The organism is Longispora fulva, assembly GCF_015751905.1.
Taxonomy (GTDB): Bacteria; Actinomycetota; Actinomycetes; order Mycobacteriales; family Micromonosporaceae; genus Longispora; species Longispora fulva.
In genome coordinates this window covers 4,068,136-4,087,321 of sequence record NZ_JADOUF010000001.1, presented here as the reverse complement: position 1 = coordinate 4,087,321, position 19,186 = coordinate 4,068,136, and the positions used below count along the sequence as shown (strand labels likewise).

At 70.1% G+C, this 19,186-nt stretch carries 17 protein-coding genes; 6 read left to right on the top strand and 11 right to left on the bottom strand.

Annotation, left to right across the window (positions count from 1 at the left end; genetic code table 11):
• Window positions 1–18 precede the first annotated feature (18 nt).
• Together IW245_RS18005 and IW245_RS18000 are read right to left on the bottom strand one after the other, a co-directional pair.
• Window positions 19–555, bottom strand: a complete 537-nt coding sequence (locus tag IW245_RS18005; protein WP_197008561.1) for an HD domain-containing protein — start codon at window positions 553–555, stop codon at window positions 19–21.
• A gap of 17 nt (window positions 556–572) precedes the next feature.
• Window positions 573–1,691, bottom strand: coding sequence for a helix-turn-helix domain-containing protein (locus IW245_RS18000; protein WP_197004339.1), 1,119 nt, complete (start codon window positions 1,689–1,691; stop codon window positions 573–575).
• Between the two features lie 156 nt (window positions 1,692–1,847).
• Between IW245_RS18000 and IW245_RS17995 the strand changes: the two genes are divergently transcribed.
• The 3 genes from IW245_RS17995 to IW245_RS17985 all read left to right on the top strand — a co-directional run bounded on the left by IW245_RS17995 (window position 1,848) and on the right by IW245_RS17985 (window position 5,185).
• Window positions 1,848–2,408 (top strand): RNA polymerase sigma factor, encoded by a 561-nt coding sequence (locus IW245_RS17995; protein WP_197004338.1) that lies wholly within the window; start codon window positions 1,848–1,850, stop codon window positions 2,406–2,408.
• Entirely contained in the window at window positions 2,405–2,749 is a 345-nt protein-coding gene (locus IW245_RS17990; protein ID WP_197004337.1) for a hypothetical protein, read from the top strand. Before IW245_RS17995 ends, IW245_RS17990 begins: the two co-directional genes overlap by 4 nt.
• Before the next feature lie 111 nt (window positions 2,750–2,860).
• Window positions 2,861–5,185 carry an HAD-IC family P-type ATPase gene (locus IW245_RS17985; protein WP_197004336.1) on the top strand — a complete coding sequence of 775 codons (2,325 nt, stop codon included), beginning with the start codon at window positions 2,861–2,863 and terminating at the stop codon, window positions 5,183–5,185.
• 228 nt (window positions 5,186–5,413) lie between these two features.
• On the opposite strand, the gene IW245_RS17980 is transcribed toward IW245_RS17985, so the two are convergent.
• From IW245_RS17980 to IW245_RS17960, 5 genes are read right to left on the bottom strand one after another with little or no spacing between them, the layout of a single operon-like run.
• Complete coding sequence (locus IW245_RS17980) at window positions 5,414–5,998, bottom strand: malonic semialdehyde reductase (RefSeq protein WP_197004335.1); 585 nt, start codon at window positions 5,996–5,998, stop codon at window positions 5,414–5,416.
• Window positions 5,995–7,311 (bottom strand): LLM class flavin-dependent oxidoreductase, encoded by a 1,317-nt coding sequence (locus tag IW245_RS17975; RefSeq protein ID WP_197004334.1) that lies wholly within the window; start codon window positions 7,309–7,311, stop codon window positions 5,995–5,997. The genes IW245_RS17980 and IW245_RS17975 overlap by 4 nt, the downstream gene beginning before the upstream one ends.
• Window positions 7,308–8,102 (bottom strand): ABC transporter permease, encoded by a 795-nt coding sequence (locus tag IW245_RS17970; protein WP_197004333.1) that lies wholly within the window; start codon window positions 8,100–8,102, stop codon window positions 7,308–7,310. Before IW245_RS17970 ends, IW245_RS17975 begins: the two co-directional genes overlap by 4 nt.
• Complete coding sequence (locus IW245_RS17965) at window positions 8,095–8,880, bottom strand: ABC transporter ATP-binding protein (protein ID WP_197004332.1); 786 nt, start codon at window positions 8,878–8,880, stop codon at window positions 8,095–8,097. The genes IW245_RS17970 and IW245_RS17965 overlap by 8 nt, the downstream gene beginning before the upstream one ends.
• Window positions 8,877–9,884: an ABC transporter substrate-binding protein gene (locus tag IW245_RS17960; RefSeq protein WP_197004331.1), complete on the bottom strand. Its 1,008-nt coding sequence runs from the start codon at window positions 9,882–9,884 to the stop codon at window positions 8,877–8,879. The genes IW245_RS17965 and IW245_RS17960 overlap by 4 nt, the downstream gene beginning before the upstream one ends.
• A 356-nt stretch (window positions 9,885–10,240) precedes the next feature.
• Here IW245_RS17960 and IW245_RS17955 point away from each other — a divergent pair, with 356 nt between their 5' ends.
• The 3 genes from IW245_RS17955 (at window position 10,241) to IW245_RS17945 (ending at window position 14,679) form a co-directional block, all read left to right on the top strand.
• Entirely contained in the window at window positions 10,241–12,994 is a 2,754-nt protein-coding gene (locus IW245_RS17955) for an NACHT domain-containing protein (protein WP_197004330.1), read from the top strand.
• A 308-nt stretch (window positions 12,995–13,302) separates the two neighbouring features.
• Complete coding sequence (locus IW245_RS17950; RefSeq protein WP_197004329.1) at window positions 13,303–13,869, top strand: papain-like cysteine protease family protein; 567 nt, start codon at window positions 13,303–13,305, stop codon at window positions 13,867–13,869.
• 12 nt (window positions 13,870–13,881) lie between these two features.
• Entirely contained in the window at window positions 13,882–14,679 is a 798-nt protein-coding gene (locus tag IW245_RS17945; RefSeq protein WP_197004328.1) for a hypothetical protein, read from the top strand.
• Between the two features lie 100 nt (window positions 14,680–14,779).
• Here IW245_RS17945 and IW245_RS17940 read toward each other — a convergent pair whose 3' ends face one another.
• The 4 genes from IW245_RS17940 to IW245_RS17925 all read right to left on the bottom strand — a co-directional run bounded on the left by IW245_RS17940 (window position 14,780) and on the right by IW245_RS17925 (window position 19,119).
• A complete protein-coding gene (locus IW245_RS17940; RefSeq protein WP_197004327.1) occupies window positions 14,780–15,958 on the bottom strand; it encodes an ROK family protein in 1,179 nt (392 codons plus the stop codon).
• A gap of 29 nt (window positions 15,959–15,987) precedes the next feature.
• Window positions 15,988–17,142: a sugar ABC transporter permease gene (locus IW245_RS17935; RefSeq protein WP_197008560.1), complete on the bottom strand. Its 1,155-nt coding sequence runs from the start codon at window positions 17,140–17,142 to the stop codon at window positions 15,988–15,990.
• A gap of 74 nt (window positions 17,143–17,216) precedes the next feature.
• On the bottom strand, window positions 17,217–17,972 hold the full coding sequence (locus IW245_RS17930; protein WP_197004326.1) for an ATP-binding cassette domain-containing protein: 756 nt from the start codon (window positions 17,970–17,972) through the stop codon (window positions 17,217–17,219).
• A 58-nt stretch (window positions 17,973–18,030) separates the two neighbouring features.
• Window positions 18,031–19,119 carry a sugar ABC transporter substrate-binding protein gene (locus IW245_RS17925; protein WP_197004325.1) on the bottom strand — a complete coding sequence of 363 codons (1,089 nt, stop codon included), beginning with the start codon at window positions 19,117–19,119 and terminating at the stop codon, window positions 18,031–18,033.
• Window positions 19,120–19,186: the final 67 nt, after the last annotated feature.

Here is a 19,186-nt window from a genome sequence, read left to right as displayed (position 1 = left end):
CGGTGTCGGCCGCGTCGCTCAGGGGTTGCGCCACCCGATCGGGTCACCGTCGAGCGCCGCCTGTGCGAGCTGCTGGGCCGACGCGGTCTTCAACGACGCGAGGGTCGAGTCGATCCACGGCTGGATGTTGGCGTTGCCGCTGCTGCGGTACTCGACGGCCTGCACGAGACACTCGAGCTTGTCGGCGTCGTGGGCGACGAGGGCCTCGACGGTCTCGCCCTTCTCGTACTCGTCGACGGCGTCCTGGACCATCGCCGCGACGGCCGGTGGGCAGTGCGCGACCTGGTCGGCGGTGACCCGCTCGTTGGGCACGGTGGTGACATAGCGCCGCCCGATGTGCGGGATGTCGCCGACCCGGGTCTCCTGGGTGTCGTGCAGCAGGCCGAGGAGGGCCACCCGGTTGGGGTCGGCCCCTTCCATGGCGGCGAGGATCGCCCCGACGACGCCGACGCGGAAGGAGTGGTCGGCGATGGACTCGGGCTCGGGGACCCCGGCGATCCACCAACCGGTGCGCTTGGCGCGCTTGAGCATCCCGGTCTCGAAGATGAACCGCATCGCACCCTCAACACCGCTCACACGTCACTCCTCGCCATGGTGAACCCATCCATGCGTAGCCCGTAGGTCACCGACGTTAGCTCACGGTGAGACTGAGGCGAAACCGTTCCGATGTCCAGGATGCGCTCGGCCCGGGCCATGAGTTCGCCGGCGCTGGCAGGGTCGTGATGAGGTAGACCTCGTCGTAGAAACAGCAGTGCCCAGAGACTATGGATGTTGAGATCCACGAATGCGGAGTCGCTGTCGAGCCGTCCCACGAGATGCCGGAACAACCTGTTCCCACTCCACGGCAGGTGGCGGTCGGCCATGAACAGATCGTCACGCTGTCGCGACTCGACCTCGCCGATCCAGTATGCCCAGTAGTTGAGACCGGCAAGTTCGCAGGAATCGTCGCCATGGCAGTTGGCGATGAAGTCCCGGAGTGGCTCGTTGTCGCCCTGGTTGGCCAGCGACGTCGCCACGGATCGGGCGTCAGGCCAGGCCAGTGACCACCCGTGTGCCTTGCCGAAATACTTCCGATGTCTCCTAGCCTGCGTGAGCCACTCGGCTGATCCTCTGGTCGAGTCCATTCCTCCCAGGTAGCAAGCCTGCCTGTGCAGAAGGAGGTTCGACGCGCGTGAGCGCTCCACGGTGATCCCGAGGTGCTGAAACGCTGTCTGTCGTTCTGGAGAACCCAGGGTGGGGCCTTCGGCAACTGGTCCTCGACGGCTCCTGGATATGGGCTGGTTTCTCACCACCTCGGGCACGGCGCCGTTCAGTGCCCAGGCGAGCATGTCAGTCACCTTTCGGGTGACGACCGCTGACGCCAGAGGGTGATGGTCGAGGGGCATCGACGAGGCATCGCAGTTGACCAGCGCATGGAGTAGGTAGTCGGCCTCCGCCGCGTCATCCAGCGCTGAAAGGAGCGCGAGATTGGCTCCGAGCCTGGACAGCGTGTTCCTGACTGCCATCACCTGGCTCAGTGCAACCGAGGTGAATGGTCGTCGTCCCGACTCCCAGCTCTGGATCGTCGTGCGATCCACTCCGAGGTCGACCGCCAGCGCCTCCTGACTACGGGGAATCGACTCCCGGACCAGCTTGAAGACGTGACCTGTGACGAGCCCGGACGGAGGTCCGCTGACGCCCCTGTGCGGCATGACAACTCCTAACGCTGACTGGGAGTCGGCCTGCATGGCTGAGTTCCGTCTACCTGGTGGCTGACCTGCCGTAACGCGTACCGCCAGTCAGTCGATCCGGATGTCAACCGATCGTAGCGTTTCCCTCACACGCTGAGAAACCGTGGGAGGTGTGCTGTGGACTATCGGGGCATCGATCCTCGAATGCTGATAGCCGGCGCTGGGAGTGGCGATCGCGAGGCGTTCGCTGAGCTTTACCGCCGGTACCGGATAGCTGTTTTCGCGTTCTTGATGCGGCGGGTTCGCAACCGGGTCCTGGCCGAGGATCTGACCTCAGAGACCTTCGCCCGGGCCTTGGGGGCGGTCGAGCGCTATGCGGAGACCGGAAGGGATCCGGGTGCTTGGTTGGTGACGATCGCGCGGAATCTTGTATTCGACGACGCGAAGTCCTCGTGGCGACAGCGGGTCCACACAACTGGTGAGCCGGCTGCCCTGGACCGCTGCGACCCTAGGGATTCCCCGGAGTCCGAGGCACTCGCGGCCGAGCGTCGAGCCACCATTGTGTTCGCGCTGGCGAGGCTCAGCCTGTCCCAGGAGCGGTGCTTGAGGTTGCGATACCTGCACGGCTTGTCGCTGACTGAGACGGCCACGGAACTCGGCCGCGGCATCGGGGCGACAAAGGCTCTCCAGCGCCGGGCCAGCCGGGAACTCGCCGGACTGCTCGGGAGCCAGGCATGACACCGCTCACCGCGACCGCCCTCGGCACCCTCGACACCCACGAGGCCGACGGCCTGCACCGGGTCATCAGCCTCTGCCTGCACGACGACCATGACGAGGACGGCGTCTACGCCTACTGGCTCGTCCCCGGCGAAACCTACGGCCTCGCCCACGACGGCGTCACCTGGACCGTCACCGGCGGCGCGTGGACCGAACCCGGCCACACCTACCGACTGCGCCGCGCAGGCCACCCGGCCATGAGCGTCCCGACCCTGCACGGCGACGAGTCCCTCGACCCCGACCACACCTACCAGACCCACCACGGCCCCGAAGGCTGGGAACTCTGGAGGCACAACACCTGACGGCGCCCCACGCGGCCGGGGCTCAACCCACGCAGCCACGATTCGGCCGCGAACACCGATCAAGGGGGCGATCCGCCGCGCGACTTGGGCAAACCGTACAAGATAGGGGTCATGGATGGTTTGACGCGAACACAGGTCGCCGAGCGGGTCGCGCGGGGGCAGGTCAATGTCGCCAGCCGGGACCACAATCGCAGTCTCGCCCAGGTGATCCGGGCCAACGTGTTCACCCGGTTCAACGCCATCATCGCCCCGATGGTCCTCCTCGTGCTCGTGTTCGGCTCCCCGAGGGACGCCGTCTTCGGCCTGGTCATCGTGTTCAACAGCGCCGTCGGCGTCATTCAGGAGCTGCGGGCCAAGCGCACCCTGGACCAGCTCGCCGTGCTCGGCCGGGCCCCGGTCCGGGTCCGCCGGGACGCCGCCGAGCACGCGGTCACGCCCGAGGAGGTCGTGCTGGGCGAGCTGATTCTGCTCGGCGCGGGGGAGAAGATCCCGGTCGACGGGCACGTCACGGCCAGTAGCGGGCTGGAGGTGGACGAGTCGCTGCTCACCGGCGAGTCCGACCCGGTGCACAAGGAGGTCGGGGCGGAGGTGATGTCGGGCAGCTTCGTCGTCGCCGGCGAGGGGGCGTTCGAGGCGACGAAGGTCGGGCCCGACTCCTATGCCAACACGTTGGTGGCGGAGGCCAGCCGGTTCAGTCTGGTGCGCTCGGAGCTGATGACCGGGATCAACCGCATCCTGACCTGGGTGACCTGGCTGATCGTGCCGGTCGGCGTGCTCTTGATCGTCAGCCAGCTGCGGGCCGACCAGAGCCTGCCGCAGGCCATCGTGAGCAGCGTGGCCGGGATCGTGCCGATGATTCCCGAGGGTCTGGTGCTGATGACGACGATCGCGTTCGCGGTGGGGGTGGTGCGGCTCGGGCGGCGCAAGTGCCTGGTGCAGGAGCTGCCGGCGGTGGAGGGGCTGGCCCGGGTCGACGTGTTGTGCCTGGACAAGACGGGCACGCTCACGGAGTCCGGGATGGACCTCGACGAGGTGCGGCCGTGCGACGGTCAGACCCCCGAACACCTTCGAGGGGTACTCGCCGCGCTCGCCGCCGCCGAGTCCACCCCCAACCCGACGCTCGTCGCGGCCGCCGGCACCACGACAGCCCCGGACTGGCCGGTGACCGACCAGGTGCCGTTCTCCTCGGCCCGGAAGTGGAGCGGCGTCACCTTCGACGGCCAGGGCACCTGGGTACTCGGCGCGCCCGACGTCCTCCTCGCCCCCGGCGACCCGCAGCGGGCCCTCGCCGAGGACATCGGATCCACCGGGATGCGGGTCCTCGCTCTCGGCCGGGCCGACGCTCTCGGCGAGGAGTTGGGTCCGGTGACGGCCGCCGCGCTGATCCTGCTCCGGCAGCGGATCCGGCCCGACGCCGCCGAGACGCTCCGGTACTTCCGGGCCCAGGACGTCACGGTCAAGGTGATCTCCGGCGACAACGCGGTGTCCGTCGGCGCGGTGGCCTCGTCCCTCGACGTGGCGGGGGCGGGCTCCCCGGTGGACGCCCGCACGCTGCCCGCCGAGACCGGGGCGCTCGCCGACGTGCTGGAGGAGCACTCGGTGTTCGGGCGGGTCACGCCGCAGCAGAAGCGGGCGTTCGTCGGCGCGTTGCAGTCGCGCGGCCACACGGTCGCGATGACCGGCGACGGGGTCAACGACGCGCTCGCGCTCAAGGACGCCGACCTGGGCGTGGCCATGGGTTCCGGCAGCGCGGCGACCCGGGCCGTCGCCAAGGTGGTGCTGCTCGACGACCGGTTCGCGACCCTGCCGTACGTGGTCGCCGAGGGCCGCAAGGTGCTCGGCAACATCGAACGGGTCGCCAACCTGTTCCTGGTCAAGACGATGTACTCCGTGGCCCTCGCCATCCTGGTCGGCGTCGTCCGGCTGCCGTTCCCGTTCCTGCCCCGGCACGTCACGCTCGTCGGCGCGCTCACGATCGGCGTCCCGGGCTTCTTCCTGGCGCTGGCCCCCAACTCCGAGCGCGCCCGGCCCGGCTTCGTCCCGAGGGTCCTGCGGTTCGCCGTCCCGGCCGGGCTGGTCTGCGCCCTGGCGACGTTCCTCGCGTACTGGCTGGCCCGGGCCAACTCCGCCTCCGGGCTGGACGCCGACCGGACGACGGCGGCGTTGACGCTGTTCCTGGTGGCGGTGTGGGCGTTGGCGCTGGTCGCCCGGCCGTACACGTGGTGGCGGGCCGGGTTGGTGGGGGCGATGGTCGCGGCGTTCGGGTTGGTGGTGGCGGTGCCGTACGGTCGGGAGTTCTTTTTGCTCCGGTTCGACAATCTGGAGAACAATCTCACGGGGGTCGGGTTGGCGCTCGTGGCGGCGTTTCTGTTGACGGTGTTGTTGCGGGTGGATCACTGGTTGGAGAGTTTGAATCTGCGGACGCCGCGTCGGTAGGTGCACCGGTAGGGGCGCCGGTGGGGTCGGGTTCGGAGGGAGAAGAGCCTTTTACTCCCTCCGAACCCGACCCCACCGGCTCTGTTGGGTGCCGGGGCGGCGGGCCGGGGGTGGGGCGGGTTGTGGAGGGTGGGCCGTGGCCGCCGGGTTCGGGGTCGGGCCCACACCCCGATTCCGGTCCCCGGCCGGCGGCCACGGAGTCTCGCCGCGAGAGTCGCGGTCTGAGGTTTACACCGTGGTGATCACCTCGGTGGGTTCCAGGCGGGGGAGGCGGGCCTGCCAGGCGTTCGGGCCGGGGCGGCCGATGTTGACGAGGAGTTGGGAGCGTAGCCGGCCGTCGGGGAAGAAGTCCTTGTCGACCCCCGGTGCGTCGAAGCCGCCCATGGGGCCCGCGGACAGGCCCGCCGCGCGGATGCCGACCAGGAGGTAGCCGATCTGGATCGAGGCGTTGAAGCGGGCCTGGGACTCGCGGAAGGCGGGGTCGGCGTACCAGTCGCGGGCTCCCGGGTTGTGAGGGAAGAGCCTGGGCAGGGTCTCGTGGAATCGGGTGTCGGCGGCCAGGATCGCGACGAGTGGGGCGGCGGCGATCTTGGGCCCGTTGGTGGCGCTGACGTGGGTGAGCAGGCGGGCCCTGGCCTCCGGTGTGCGGACCAGCACGATCCGCAGGGGTTGGGCGTTGGCGCCGGTCGGGCCGAAGCGGATCAGGTCGTAGATGGCGTGGACCTGGGTGTCGGTGACCGGTTCGTCGGTGAACGTGTTCGCGGTCCGGGCAGCCCGGAACAACAGGTCCTGCGCGTCGGTGGCGAGGCTCATGCCGGGACCGCCGTGTAGCGGCTCGCCGGGCGGGGCAGGCCGTAGTGCTCGCGCAGAGTGGAGCCGGTGTAGGACTCGCGGAACAGGCCGCGTCGGCGGAGTTCTGGCACCACGTGGTCCACGAAGGCTTCGAGTCCGGACGGCAGGACCGGGGGCATCACGTTGAAACCGTCGGCCGCGCCGGACAGGAACCACAGTTCGATCTCGTCGGCGATCTGTTCGGGGGTGCCGGCGACGACCCGGTGGCCGCGTCCGCCGCCGAGCCGGCCGAGGAGCTGGCGGATCGTGAGCTTCTCCCGTCGGGCGAGGTCGACCACGAGTTGGTAGCGGCTCTGCATGCCCTCGATCGTCGTCGAGTCGGGGACGTCGGGCAGCGGGCCGTCGAGCGCGTAGGTGCTGAGGTCGAGTTGGAGGATCTGGGAGAGTTGGTGGATCGCGTGGTCGGTGACGATCAGTTCCTGGAGGTCGGCGGCCAGGGCGAGGGCCTCGGCCTCCGTGGAGCCGATCACGGGGGCGATGCCGGGGAGGACGCGTACCTCGCGGCCGTGTTCGTAGGCGCGTGCCTTGAGGTCGGCGTAGAAGTTCTGGGCCTCGGCGAGGGTCTGCTGGGCGGTGAACACGGCCTCGGCGTACCGGGCGGCGAAGTCCCTGCCGTCCCGCGACGAGCCGGCCTGGACGAGCAGCGGCCGGCCCTGGGGCGAGCGGGGCGTGTTGAGGGGCCCGTCGACCCGGAACCGTGCGCCGACGTGGGAGATGGCGTGCAGCTTCGTGGTCTCGGCGAACACCCCGGCCTCGACGTCGAAGCGCAGGGCGTCGTCCTCCCAGCTGTCCCACAGTTTGAGGGTGACGTCGACGAACTCCTCGGCTCGGTCGTAGCGGTCGCGGTGCGCGGCGACCCCGGGCAGGTTGAAGTTGCGGGCCTCGCCGTCGGTGGCGGAGGTGACGATGTTCCAGCCGGCCCGGCCGCCGCTGATGTGGTCGAGGGAGGCGAACTTGCGGGCCACGTTGAACGGCTCGTGGTAGCTGGTGGACACGGTCGCGATGAGCCCGATGTGCTCGGTCACGGCGGCCAGGGCGGACAGAAGGGTGAGCGGTTCGAACACCGACAGGATGTTGTGCCGGGCGTTGGGCCCGACGAACAGGCCGTCGGCGAGGAACAGCGAGTCGAGCGTGCCGCGTTCGGCGATCCGGGCGAGGTCCTGGAAGTGTTTCACGTCGAGGACCTTGCGGGGGTCGGTGCTGGGGTGCCGCCACGCGGCCTCGTGGTGGCCGACGCCCATCAGGAACGCGTTGAGGTGCAGCTGGCGGGTCATGTGGTTCTCCAGGTCGAGAAGCGGCGTTCGAGGGTGACGAGGACCTGGTTGAACACCAGGCCGATGGCCGAGATGGTGAGGATGCCCGCGTACATGTCGGGCACGGCGAAGTTGAACTGCGAGGCGTTGATCAGGTAGCCGAGGCCGGCCTTCGCGCCGACCATCTCGGCGGCGACGAGGACCAGGATCGAGTAGGCGCCAGCGAGCCGGACGCCGGTGAAGACCGTGGGCACGGCCGCCGGCAGGATCACCTTCTGGAACAGGCGGGCCGGCTTGAGGCCCAGGGAGACCGAGGCCTTGATCAGCAGGGGGTCGACGCCGCGTACCCCGCTGATGGTGTTGAGCAGGATCGGCCAGGAGCAGGCGTACACGATCAGGGAGATCTTGGAGGTCTCGCCGAGGCCCAGGATCAGGATGAACACGGGCAGCAGCGCGAGCGCGGAGGTGTTGCGGAACAGTTCGAGGGCGGGGCTGAGCGCCTCGGCCACGGGCCTGTACCAGCCGATCAGCAGGCCCAGCGGGATCGCCAGCGCGATGGCCAGCGCGAACCCGCTGAGCGAGCGGACCAGGCTGATCTCGACATGGTTCCACAGCTCGCCGGAGCGGGCCAGGTCCCACCACGCGCCGAGGACCTCCGACAACGGCGGCAGGAACGTGGCGTCCACGAAGCCGAGTCGGGGCACGAACTCCCACCCGGCGGCGAGCAGGGCCAGGACCCCGAACCGACGAAAGACCCAACCGATGACGGGTACGCGCAGCCGCGCGACCCCCGGCACGGAGATGCTAGCCAACGCGGGCCTCCCTCTCGCTCGCCTGCGCCGCGCGGACCTCGTCGCGGAGCAGTTCCCACACCTCGTGGCGCAGCCGGACGAACTCCGGGTTCGCGCGCAGGTCCCCGCCGCTCGTCCGGGAGTCCAGCGGGATGTCGACCACCCGCTTGATCCGCCCAGGGCGCGAGGTCATCACGGCGACCCGTTGGCCGAGGTACACGGCCTCCTCGATGCCGTGCGTGATGAACACGATCGTCTTGCCGGTCCGCTCCCAGATCCGGAGCAGCTCGTCCTGCAACGATTCGCGGGTCTGGGCGTCCAGGGCCGCGAACGGCTCGTCCATCAGCAGCACCTCGGGGTCGAACGCGAGGCTGCGGGCGATGGCGACCCGCTGCTTCATCCCGCCGGACAGCTCGTGCGGGTAGCGGTCCCCGAAACCGTCGAGCCCGACCAGGTCGAGGAAGTGACGTGTTCTTTCCTCGCGTTCCCGGCGGCCCACCCCCTTGGCTTCCAGCCCGAACGCGATGTTGCCGAGCGCGGTCCGCCACGGCAGCAGCGCGTACTGCTGGAACACCACGCCCCGGTCCAGCCCCGGCCCGGTGACCGGGTTCCCGTCGATCAGGATCTGGCCGCCGGTCGGCCGGGTGAGCCCGCCGAGCAGGTCGAGCAGCGTGGACTTGCCGCATCCGCTCGGCCCGACGAGGGCCACGAACTCCCCGGCCCGGATGTCCAGGCTGACGTCGGACAGCGCCGTGAAGTCCCCGAAGGTCTTGGTCACGTCCAGCAACTGGATCTTCATGACGCCGCCTTGTACGCGTTGTACTGGTTGGTGAACAGGTCCGTCAGCGCCGGCTTGCCGTTCTTCAGCTCGCCGGACCGGTCCAGCCAGTCCACCCAGGTGCTGAACTCCTTGTCGGCGATCAGCCCGCCCGCGCCGGCCACGCCGGTGCTCCTCCAGAACTTCAGCTGGCTGTCGTCCTCGTTGCGGGCCCGCTTCCGCAGGATGTCGGCGTACCGGGCGATCACCTGCTCGCGGGGCGTCGTCCTCGTCCACTCGATGGCCTTGGCCACTCCGGTGACGAAGGTGCGCACCGTGCCCGGGTTCCTCTTCAGGAAGTCGGTGCGGAACACGTAGCTGCCCGCGGTGAACGCGCCGAGCAGTTCGTAGTCGGTGAACAGCGGGTGGATGCCGCCCTTCTCCAGGGCCTTGTCCCGCAGGGTGCCGCTGAGCACGGCGACGTCGATCTGCCCAGCCCGCAGCGACTGCTCGGTGCTGACCGGCGGGACCACGATCGGCTCGACCTTCCTGACCTCCTCGTCGGTGAGCCCGTTGCGGACCAGGTAGGTCTTCAGGATCGCCTCGTAGTGCGCGCCGAGGGTGTTCATGCCGATCTTCTTGCCGATCAGGTCCTTGGCGCTCCTGATCGGGCTGCCGTCGAGGACGTAGAAGCCGCCGTAGACCTGCTCGTTGACGCCGTAGTACCCGACGACGGCCTGGATCGGCGCCTTGGCGGCCCTCAGTTTGACGATCGCCCCGTTGAACGCGCCGCCGAACTCGACGTCGCCGGTGGTGGCGGCCTGGATGTCCTGCGGGCCGCTGGTCGTGTTGCCGATCCACTTCAGGGAGATGGAGTCGAGGTAGCCGAGGTCGGCAGCCAGCTCGGGGAGCGTGACCGCGCCGACCGCGCCCTGGTAGCGCAGGACCTTCTGTTCGGCGCCCGGCGCGGCGTCGCCCCGACTGGCGCAGCCGGACCCGGTGCCGAGCAGGGCGAGGGCTGTGAGAAGTGCGAGTGAACGACGCACGGATGGTTCTCCTTACTGGATGGAACGAGGTGGGGGCCTGCGGACGGCCGTGCGGATGCGCGGGCCGTGGCGGCCGGCCGCGAGGGTCGCGGTCGGCGGGAAAGGGGTGGATCGGTGGCCCGGAACGGGCGGGAGGAGAGCGGCTACGTCAACGCGAACATCGCGTGCTGCGATGCGCGCGGGTGCTCGGGTAGGGGCTCATGGCAAGGAGGCTAATGGCCCGCGACACTTAAAGGCAACTATCCCTAGCGACTAAGTAGGTAATAGTCGGTGTGACGCCCGTCGCCTACGGGACAGCGCCGGGCGGCTTGCCTCACTATCGTCGAGGATTCGCCGGTTCGTGCCCGAGGAGCCCCGTGTCACTCGTCCTCTCCACCCTGCTCGGATATGTCGGAGCGATGGTCACCCAGGTGACCGGCGACGTGATCCACTCCCGGTCCTCGGCCCGGGCGCGCCGCCGCCTCGCCGCCCGGGCCGTCGACGACGCCCAGGCCGTGATGCTGCCCGCCGGTTCCGGCGCCGTCCTGGAACTGCTCGACCCCGGACAGCTGCGGATCCTGCGGGACTTCCTGCACGGTCCGGTGTTCGCGCAGGTGGTGCGGCAGGCGTTGGTCGCCGCCGCACGTCCCGATCCCGACGGGGCCCGCGCCACCCTGCGGGACCAGATCCGGCACGGCCTACGACACACCGGGGTCTTCGGACCCGAGGTCTGCTTCGAGGTCACGGACCTGGTGCTGCACCTGGTCCAGGTCACCGTCGGCGATCCCGGCGAGGTGGACGGGTACACGCTCGCGATCGGCGCGGACGTGGCCGCCGCCGGGGTGCGCAACGCGGAACTGCTGCAGCGGCTCGACTCCCTCGTCGAGATCGACGGCTTCGCCGGCACCCTGCGCGAGGCCGCGCGCGCCCAGCACACCCGGCTCCGCTTGCACCACGCCGGCGAGTCCCGGTTCGTGGACTACTCCGCGCTGTACGTCGCCCCGAACCTGCGGCCCCAGGACGATCCGGAGGCGGATCCGTCGACTGTGGAGAAGGTCGTGGCCGGCGGGCTGCGCACCGTGGTGCTCGGCGACCCGGGGGCCGGCAAGTCCACCCTCGCGGCCAAGCTCGTGCACGACCTCGCCGCGGACCGGGTGCCCGGCCTGGCGGGGCTGGTCCCGCTCCTGCTCGTGGTCCGCGAACACACGGCCGGCCTGCGGCGCCGCCACGACACCCTGGTCACGTACCTGGAGGCGGTCTGTCGCCGCCCGCACCAGGTGGAGCCGCCACCGGACGCCCTGGAGTACCTGCTCCTCAACGGCCGGGCGCTCGTCGTCATCGACGGCCTGGACGAACTGGGCACCGCCGCGCACCGCCGGTCCTTCGCCCGCATGGTGGAGGGCTTCGTCCACCGCTACCCCCTGACCCGGATCGTGCTCACCTCCCGCGTCGTGGGCTACGCCGACGCGCCACTGGAGCCGGACCTGTTCGCCGTGACCGCCGTCGCGCCGTTCGGCGACCGGCAGATCACGGAGTACGTGACGAAGTGGTTCGCCCTCGACCCGACCAGGCAACCCGGGAGCCTCGCCCGCGACTTCCTCCGGGAGAGCGTCGGGGTCCGGGACCTGTGCGCGAACCCGCTGATGCTGTCCCTGCTGTGCACCCTGTACTCCAGCACGCACTACATCCCCCGCAACCGGCCGGAGATCTACGAGCGCTGCGCCGAGCTGCTGTTCGTCACCTGGGACCGGTCCCGCGACATCGAGGTCCCGCACAAGTACTCCGCCTTCGTCCGCCCGACGGTGCAACGCCTGGCGTGGCAGCTGTTCACCGACCCGGCCGGCCGGCAGGTCCTGCCCCGGGCCGAGCTGAGCCGCAGCCTGGCCGCGCACCTGTCCGAGAGGCGTTTCGAGGACCCGGACGAGGCGCTGCAGGCGGCGGAGGACTTCCTCGACTTCTGCGCCGGGCGGGCCTGGGTCCTCACCGACATGGGCGTGGACAGGGCGCAGCCCCAGTACGGCTTCGTGCACCGCACCTTCCTCGAGTACTTCGCGGCCTCCCAGCTGGTCAAGGCCAAGCCGGACCCGGCGGCGGTCTGGGAGCAACTCCGGACGCGGATGGGTGACGGGACGTGGAGCGTGGTGGCCCAGTTGGCGGTGCAGATCCTGGACCGGAGCTTCGAGGGCGGCGCCGACGGCGTGCTGCGGCTGGCGATGGCGGACTACGACGCCACGGACGATCCGGTGCGGGCATCGACGGTCCTGACCTTCGCCGCCGGGATGCTCGACGACGTCGCGCCGGGAAACGACGTGGTCCGCGACGTGGTCACGCGGGCGACGCTGCGCGCGTGCTCGGTGCATCCGGATCTCCGGCTGCGGGGGCCTGAGATCGCTGACATCAACGATGTTCCGCTGGCTGCGGCCCTGCACGTGGGGAACCCCGACAACCGGGCGCGCATCACCCAGGGCATCATCTCGGCGGTCGAGGCCGCAGCCGGGGACCGGGCGGCCTATCCTTCCGCCGGCATCGTCTGGGCGAGCCTGGTGGGGCAGGGTCTCTTCAGCGCGTTGTCGCGGAGCGTTCCACTGACCAGCCGCTTCGCGGGGCGTCTCGGCGCCGCGATCCCGGAGCGGGCGCGGTGGTGGCGGTGCCTCGAGCTGCCGTCCGCGCGGAGTCTGCGGAGGGGCGGGTTCGACCGCCTGTTCGACTACGTCTCCACCGCGTGGAACAGCTCGTTCTCGCAGGCGGAGTGGATACTCCGCGTTCTCGACCACAGACCTGCCGGGCAAGGTGTCGACGCACTCGAACACCTGGCAGCGTTGGCCCCGCACCTCGCCGTCCGCTTCGCGCCGGTCGAGGGCGCGATCAGGAACCTGCGGATCCCGGCGGCGCTGGACGCCCCGGAGGTGTGGAGCGAGCTCCCGCCGCAGGTCCGCGCGGCTCTGCTACTGGTCATCGTCGCGGCTTCGGCGGGACGGAACCACATGTTCGCCCGGGAGGCCTTCTACGGGGTCGTCGTGCGGGGGCGCGGGAACACCAGCCTGCGCCCCGCAGCACGCGCGACGCTCCGCGATCTCGAGCTGCCCGCCGACGCGCACGCCGTGCTCACCGCCTGGATCGTGGGCGGCTGAACCCTGTAACACAAAATTAATTTGCACTCAGAAAGCTATGTACCAGATGAATTGGTGGGTTGGAAGGGTTTTACAAGGGTTGTCCTAATTCAGTGACGTCTCCTATGGTCGGTCGCAGTGACCGGCGCTGCCACCCCGCCGGAATCCGGGGGCCGGCGGTCACCCCGACCGTCGGCCCTCTTTCGTGCGGTGCGTCATGGGAGTACCCGAAGAAAGGGTTTCGCAAGGGTTGTTTCCCATTTCATTGATGTTGGTCTACTCCTAACGTCAGGTGCACCCCTCCACTCCCGAAAGGAGTGACCATGCACATGACCCGACGACGCCTCGGCGGCGCCGTTGCCGTCCTCACCGCCCTGCTCATCACTACGTTGCCCGCCACGCCGGCGTTCGCGGCCAGCAAGCAACTGGGCATCTCGCAGCAGGTGCAGGTCCAGAACCAGTGGTGCTGGGCCGCCAGCGGCCTCACCATCGCCCGCTACCTGGGCTACGGCGCGAGCACGAGCCAGAACACGTTCTGCGACTACGGGCGCGGCTATCCCGCCGGCACCACCTGCCCGAACCAGCCGGGCGAGCTGTCCACAGTGCAGCGCGCGTTCCAGGCGCTCGGGCTGCGGCCCGGCTCGGTGACCGGCGCGCTGTCCTACAGCGGCGTGCAGACCGAGATCAACGGCAACCGGCCGATCGAGACCGGCATCTACTGGACGGCCGGCGGCGGCCACGCCCAGGTCATCTACGGGTACGACACCGCCACCAGCTCCATCTTCTGGGGCGACCCCTGGCCGAGCAGTCAACGCTACAGCCAGGCGTCCTACAGCTACTACGTCAGCAACGGCCAGTTCCGTTGGGCGCAGTCGCTGTACCGGATCGGTCTGTGAGGAGACGCTGACATGAGACTCCACACGCTCTTCGCCGGTCTCGGCGTCGCGACGGCACTCCTGCTGGCCGCCCCCGCGACCGCCGCCCCGGGCATCGCCGGGCCCACGGCCGCCGACCTGGCCACGGCGCGCGCCGCCGCGAGCCTGGGCGACGCGCCGACCCGGCTCGCCCGGTTCTTCGTCCAGCTCGACGAGCACGCGGCCGGCCGGTCCGTGGCGCTCACCGGCGACGGCGCCGACCGCGCCGCCGCGGCCAAGAGTCCCAGCCTGACCGGGGCGGCCGAGGCCGTGTACTCCCTCAACCCCGCCTTCGTCGCCGGGGACAGGTCCGCGCCGGTGGCCCTGTTCGCGTACGCCACGGTCGAGGCCCGCTCCGCCGACGGGCAACGCGCCTCGGTCTGGATCGCCCAGCCCGGGGGCTCGACGTGGGAGGCCGTGAACATCTCGTCCACCGTGGACGAGGTGGCCTACCCCCGGCAGGCCGGCGCCGACCTGGTGTTCACCGAGCCGCAGGTCAACGCCTGGTACAAGGTGCACGACGGCCGGGTCGTCCCTCTCAACGACACGGCCCGCGCGATCGTCGGCGCCGGCGTGGGCCTCGCCGGCTACCAGGACGTGGTGCACGGCCGCTACGGCGACAAACTTCCCGGCTCGGACTACGCGAACCAGGGCAAGCTCGGCGGCTTCGGGGTGGCGGCCCCGGAGACGACCGACAACAGTGCCGCGTGGGCGGGACTCGGGGTGCTCACCGCCTCGGGCGTCGTCGGCGCGGTACTGATCGTCAGCCGCCGCCGGAGGGAAACGGCCTGACGTGACTGAGGGGACCGGCGGCCGTTCACACCTCCCAGAGGACGGCCGCCGGCTCCTCGCGCCGCGGGAGAGACGCGGCGTAACCGTATGAACTGGGTTTTTAGGGTGTGCCCAGCGGGTCGTCGAGGAGGCGGGTGAAGGCCAGTTCGGCGGCGCCGATCAGCGGCAGGTCCTCGCCGAGCGCCGGCGTGCGCAGCTTCACCGGCTCGCGGGACGCGTGCAGGCCCATCCGGTTCAGCCGGCCCCGGACCTGCGCGGCCGAGGCGAGATACACGTCGCGCAGGTGCCCGCCGAACACCACGGTCTGCGGGTTGAAGATGTTGACCAGGTTCGCGACCCCGAAGCCGAGCCAGTCCCCGACCCGGCGCAGCGCCTCCTGGGCGTCCGCGTCGCCCCGGGACGCCGAGTCGATCAGCGCCGAGACCCCCTGCCGGCCGTCGTCGGGGGAGCGGCCGGCGGCCTCCAGCAGGGCCCGCTCGCCGATCTCGGTCTCCCAGCAGCCCCGCGAACCGCAGCCGCACGGCCCGCCGGACGGGTTGACGACCATGTGGCCGACCTCGCCGCCGTAGCCCTCGTGGCCGCCGAGTAATCGGCCCGCCACGATGATGCCGCCGCCGATGCCCACGTCGCCGTGCAGGTAGACGACGTCGTCCGAGCCGGCGGCCACGCCCCGCAGGTGCTCGGCCAGGGCGCTGAGGTCCGCGTCGTTGCCGACCATGACCCGTTCACCGACGATGCCGGACAGCCGGTCGCCGAACGGCTCGTCCCGCCAGCCCAGGTTGGGGCCGAAGCTGACCATGCCGTCGACGTGCCGGACCAGGCCGGACACCGACGCGCCGGCCCCGACGCACGTGCCGTCCGCCGGGACGGAACGGCGCATCTGCTCCACGAAGCCGGTGACCGTGCGCAACACGTCATCGGGGCTGAACGCGCCCCGGGGGTGGATCATCTCCCGGCGGTCGAGGACCACGCAGCCGAGACCCACCCGGGCGGCGACGACCCGGTCGACGCCGACGTGGAAGGCGTACACGTGGATCCGCTCGGACACCGGCCGCACCACCAGCGAGGGCCGCCCGGCCCCCTGGCGGTCGCGGGGCAGCTCCTCACGGACCAGGTCGGCGGCCACCAGGTCGGCCGTCAGCGCGCCGATGGTGCTGCGGTTGAGCCCCATGAGTGCCGTGAGCTGGGCCCGCGAGGTCGGGCCCAGCACATGGACGTGCCGGAGCAGAGATCCGAGGTTGTACCTGCGGATCTCCTCCTGGCTCGGTCCTGCGCGCATGTGCTCGGATTCTCCGTCGACTCGACTACTCAGCGCAATCCGGCGACGGAACCCCGTCGGCGGGACAGGGCGTCGACCCCGGCCGCGAGCAGCAGAACGAGCCCGGTGACCACGTACTTCACGCCGGCGCTGTAGCCCAGCAGCCCCATCCCGTTCTCGATGACGGCGACCACGGCCCCGCCGAGGACGGCGTCGAGGACCCGGCCCTTGCCGCCGAACAGGCTGGTGCCGCCGATCACGGCCGCGCCGACCGCGAGCAGCAGCACGGTGCTGCCGCCGGTGTTCGGGTCGACCGAGTTGGCCCGCGACGCCGCGATGATGCCGCCGATCGCCGCCATGGTCGAACACACGGCGAACACGGACATCCGCATCAGGTCCACGTTGATACCGGCGCGGCGGGCGGCCTCGGCGTTGCCGCCGACGGCGTAGAGGTGCCGGCCGTACTTCGTGCGGGCGAGGACGAACGTGCCCACGACCAGCAGAACGGCGATCAGGGGCACCACGATCGGAATGCCCTTGAGCGACACGAACGCCGCGTTGCGGCTGCGTTCGAGGTTGAGCACCCAGACGCCGACCCCGAGGAGGGCCGCCAGGCCGATGATCCGGGCGGCGACCAGCGCGACCGGGGTGCGGGTCAGCCCAAGGCGGGCCCGGTTGTTGGCGCGGACGAGCTGCACGATCGCGTACCCGGCCACGCACCCGGCGGCCAGCAGCCAGCCGATCAGCGGCGGGACGTTCTTGTTCGCGATCGACAGGATCACGGTGTCCCGGATCGAGATGTTCGCCCCGCCCTTGACCAGCAGCAGCGCGATGCCCTGGAACGCCAGGAACGCCGCCAGCGTCACCACGAACGACGGAATGCCGACCTTCGCCCGCAGGAAGCCCAGGGTGAAGCCGATGATCACGCCGGTGACCAGGCAGGCCAGCACGGCGAGGTACCACGGCACGCCGTGGTTGGTGAGCAGCACGGCGAGGACGGCGGCGCACACCCCGCTGGTGTACCCGGCGGACAGGTCGATCTCGCCGAGCAGCAGCACGAACACGAGGCCCATGGCGATCACGGTCACGGCGGCGCCCTGGGTGAACAGGTTCGCCAGGTTGCCCGGGGTGAGGAACACCGGGCGCAGGACGGTGAAGGCCGTGCACAGCACGAGGAGGCCGAACACGGCGGGCAGGGCGCCCATGTCCCCGCCGCGCACCTTGTCCAGGTACGCCTGCACCGGAGAGAAGGTGCTCTCCTGGGCGGTCTCGGTGGTGGTCACGACGAAGCTCCGTTCATGTCCGCCGCGCTACCGGCGGTGATCAGCTGGACGACCTGGCTGTGGGTGACATCCGACGCCTTGACCTGGGCGGCCATCCGGCCGAGGTACAACGCGGCGATCCGGTCGGCCACCGCGAACACGTCGTTCATGTTGTGCGAGATGAGGACGACCGCCAGCCCGTTGTCGGCGAGCCGGCGGACCAGCTCGAGCACCTGGGCGGTCTGGGCGACGCCGAGCGCGGCGGTGGGCTCGTCGAGGACGACGACCTTGCTGTTCCACAGCACGGCCTTGGCGATGGCGACGGTCTGCCGCTGCCCGCCGGACAGGCTCGACACCTTCTGCCGGATGGACCGCACGGTCCGCACCGACAGGCCGGCGAGGGTCTCGGTGGCGAGCTGCTCCATCGAGGGCTCGTCGAGGATCAGGCCCTTGGTGTTCTCCCGGCCGAGGAACATGTTCTCGACGATGTCGAGGTTCTCGCACAGGGCCAGGTCCTGGTAGACGATCTCGACGCCGAGCGCCCCGGCGTCGCGGGGGCTGTGCACGTGCACCGGCCGGCCCTCGAACAGGTAGTCGCCCGAGTCGATCGGGTGGATGCCACCCATGCACTTGACCAGGGTCGACTTGCCGGCCCCGTTGTCGCCGACGAGCGCGGTCACCTCCCCGGGATAGGCGGAGAAGTCCACGTCCCGCAGGACGTGCACCGCTCCGAAACTCTTGTTGATCCCACGGAGTTCCACCACGGGCTGCATAACGGCTCCTCTAGTGATGGCCCCCCCGCGGACGCGAGGGGGCCTGCCCACGGGGTTGCTACTTGACGCCTGCCGCGTCGCACAGGGCGGCGAAGTCGGCGGTGCACAGCTCGGCCTTGGTCACGAAGCCGTCGGCGACGACGTCCTTGACGCTGTCCTTGAAGATCGCCTGCGGGGTGAGCAGCACGGACGGGACGTCCTTGCCGGCGGTCGGGTCCTTGATCGTCTGGGAGGCGGAACCCTTCTCACCCTTGGCGAGGCTGATCGCGAGCTTCGAGGCGGCGTCGGCCTCCTGCTTGATCGCCTTGTAGACGGTCATGCACTGGTCGCCGGCGAGGATGTTCTGCAGGCCCTGCACGGTGGCGTCCTGGCCGGTGACCGGGACCTTGCCGTTGAGCTTGTTCTTCTTCAGGACGGAGATCGCGGCGTTGCCGAGCCCGTCGTTGGCGGCGAGCACGCCGCCGATCTTCGGCTGACTGGTCAGCATCTGCTCGAAGATGGTGCCGGCCTGGGTGTTGTCCCAGTCGGGCACGGACTGGTCCGGACCCTTGACGTAGTCGCCCGACTTGTACTTCGGGTCCAGCACCGCGTCGTAGCCGCTCTTGAACAGGGCGGCGTTGTTGTCCGTCGGCCCGCCGTTGAGCTCGGCGATGATCGGCTTGGCGGCGTTCATGGCGGTCAGGCACTTGCCGAGGCCCTCGCCCTGGAGCTTGCCCACCGCGACGTTGTCGAAGCTGACGTAGAACTGCGCGCCGCCGCCGAGCGTGAGCCGGTCGTAGTCGATGGTCGCGACGCCCTGCGTCCTGGCCTTGTCGAGGACGGCCTTGCCGGTACCGGAGTCCAGGTTGACGATCATGAGGACCGTCGCGCCGTTCGTGATCATCTGGTCGGCGATGGTCTGGAACGCGTTCTTGTCGCCCTGGGCGTTTTGGATGTCGTAGTCGACCCCGGCGGACTTGAACGCCTCCGTCAGGTACTTGCGGTCCGCCGTCTCCCACCGGGCCGACGTCTTGCTGTCGGGGAGGATGACGCCGATCTTCGGCTTCTTCGCGTCGGCCTTCTTGTCGCCGGAGCCGCCGCCACAGCCGGTCAGGCCGAGGGCCAGCACCGCGCAGGCGGTCGTGAAGCCCAGGAGTCCCTTGCGCATTGCTCGGGTCCTTTCATGAGGTCGCGTCGGGTGAGGCCCGGCGCTGCGGGGGGATATGTTGCTGCCG

Coding starts and splice junctions, on each gene's coding strand:
- IW245_RS17990 (WP_197004337.1), top strand. CDS start 2,405: ATGACACCGCTCACCGCGACCGCCCTCGGCACCCTCGACACCCACGAG.
- IW245_RS17925 (WP_197004325.1), bottom strand. CDS start 19,119: ATGCGCAAGGGACTCCTGGGCTTCACGACCGCCTGCGCGGTGCTGGCC.
- IW245_RS17965 (WP_197004332.1), bottom strand. CDS start 8,880: ATGAAGATCCAGTTGCTGGACGTGACCAAGACCTTCGGGGACTTCACG.
- IW245_RS17930 (WP_197004326.1), bottom strand. CDS start 17,972: ATGCAGCCCGTGGTGGAACTCCGTGGGATCAACAAGAGTTTCGGAGCG.
- IW245_RS17980 (WP_197004335.1), bottom strand. CDS start 5,998: ATGAGCCTCGCCACCGACGCGCAGGACCTGTTGTTCCGGGCTGCCCGG.
- IW245_RS18000 (WP_197004339.1), bottom strand. CDS start 1,691: ATGCCGCACAGGGGCGTCAGCGGACCTCCGTCCGGGCTCGTCACAGGT.
- IW245_RS17940 (WP_197004327.1), bottom strand. CDS start 15,958: ATGCGCGCAGGACCGAGCCAGGAGGAGATCCGCAGGTACAACCTCGGA.
- IW245_RS18005 (WP_197008561.1), bottom strand. CDS start 555: ATGCGGTTCATCTTCGAGACCGGGATGCTCAAGCGCGCCAAGCGCACC.
- IW245_RS17945 (WP_197004328.1), top strand. CDS start 13,882: ATGAGACTCCACACGCTCTTCGCCGGTCTCGGCGTCGCGACGGCACTC.
- IW245_RS17985 (WP_197004336.1), top strand. CDS start 2,861: ATGGATGGTTTGACGCGAACACAGGTCGCCGAGCGGGTCGCGCGGGGG.
- IW245_RS17975 (WP_197004334.1), bottom strand. CDS start 7,311: ATGACCCGCCAGCTGCACCTCAACGCGTTCCTGATGGGCGTCGGCCAC.
- IW245_RS17935 (WP_197008560.1), bottom strand. CDS start 17,142: ATGGGCGCCCTGCCCGCCGTGTTCGGCCTCCTCGTGCTGTGCACGGCC.
- IW245_RS17950 (WP_197004329.1), top strand. CDS start 13,303: ATGACCCGACGACGCCTCGGCGGCGCCGTTGCCGTCCTCACCGCCCTG.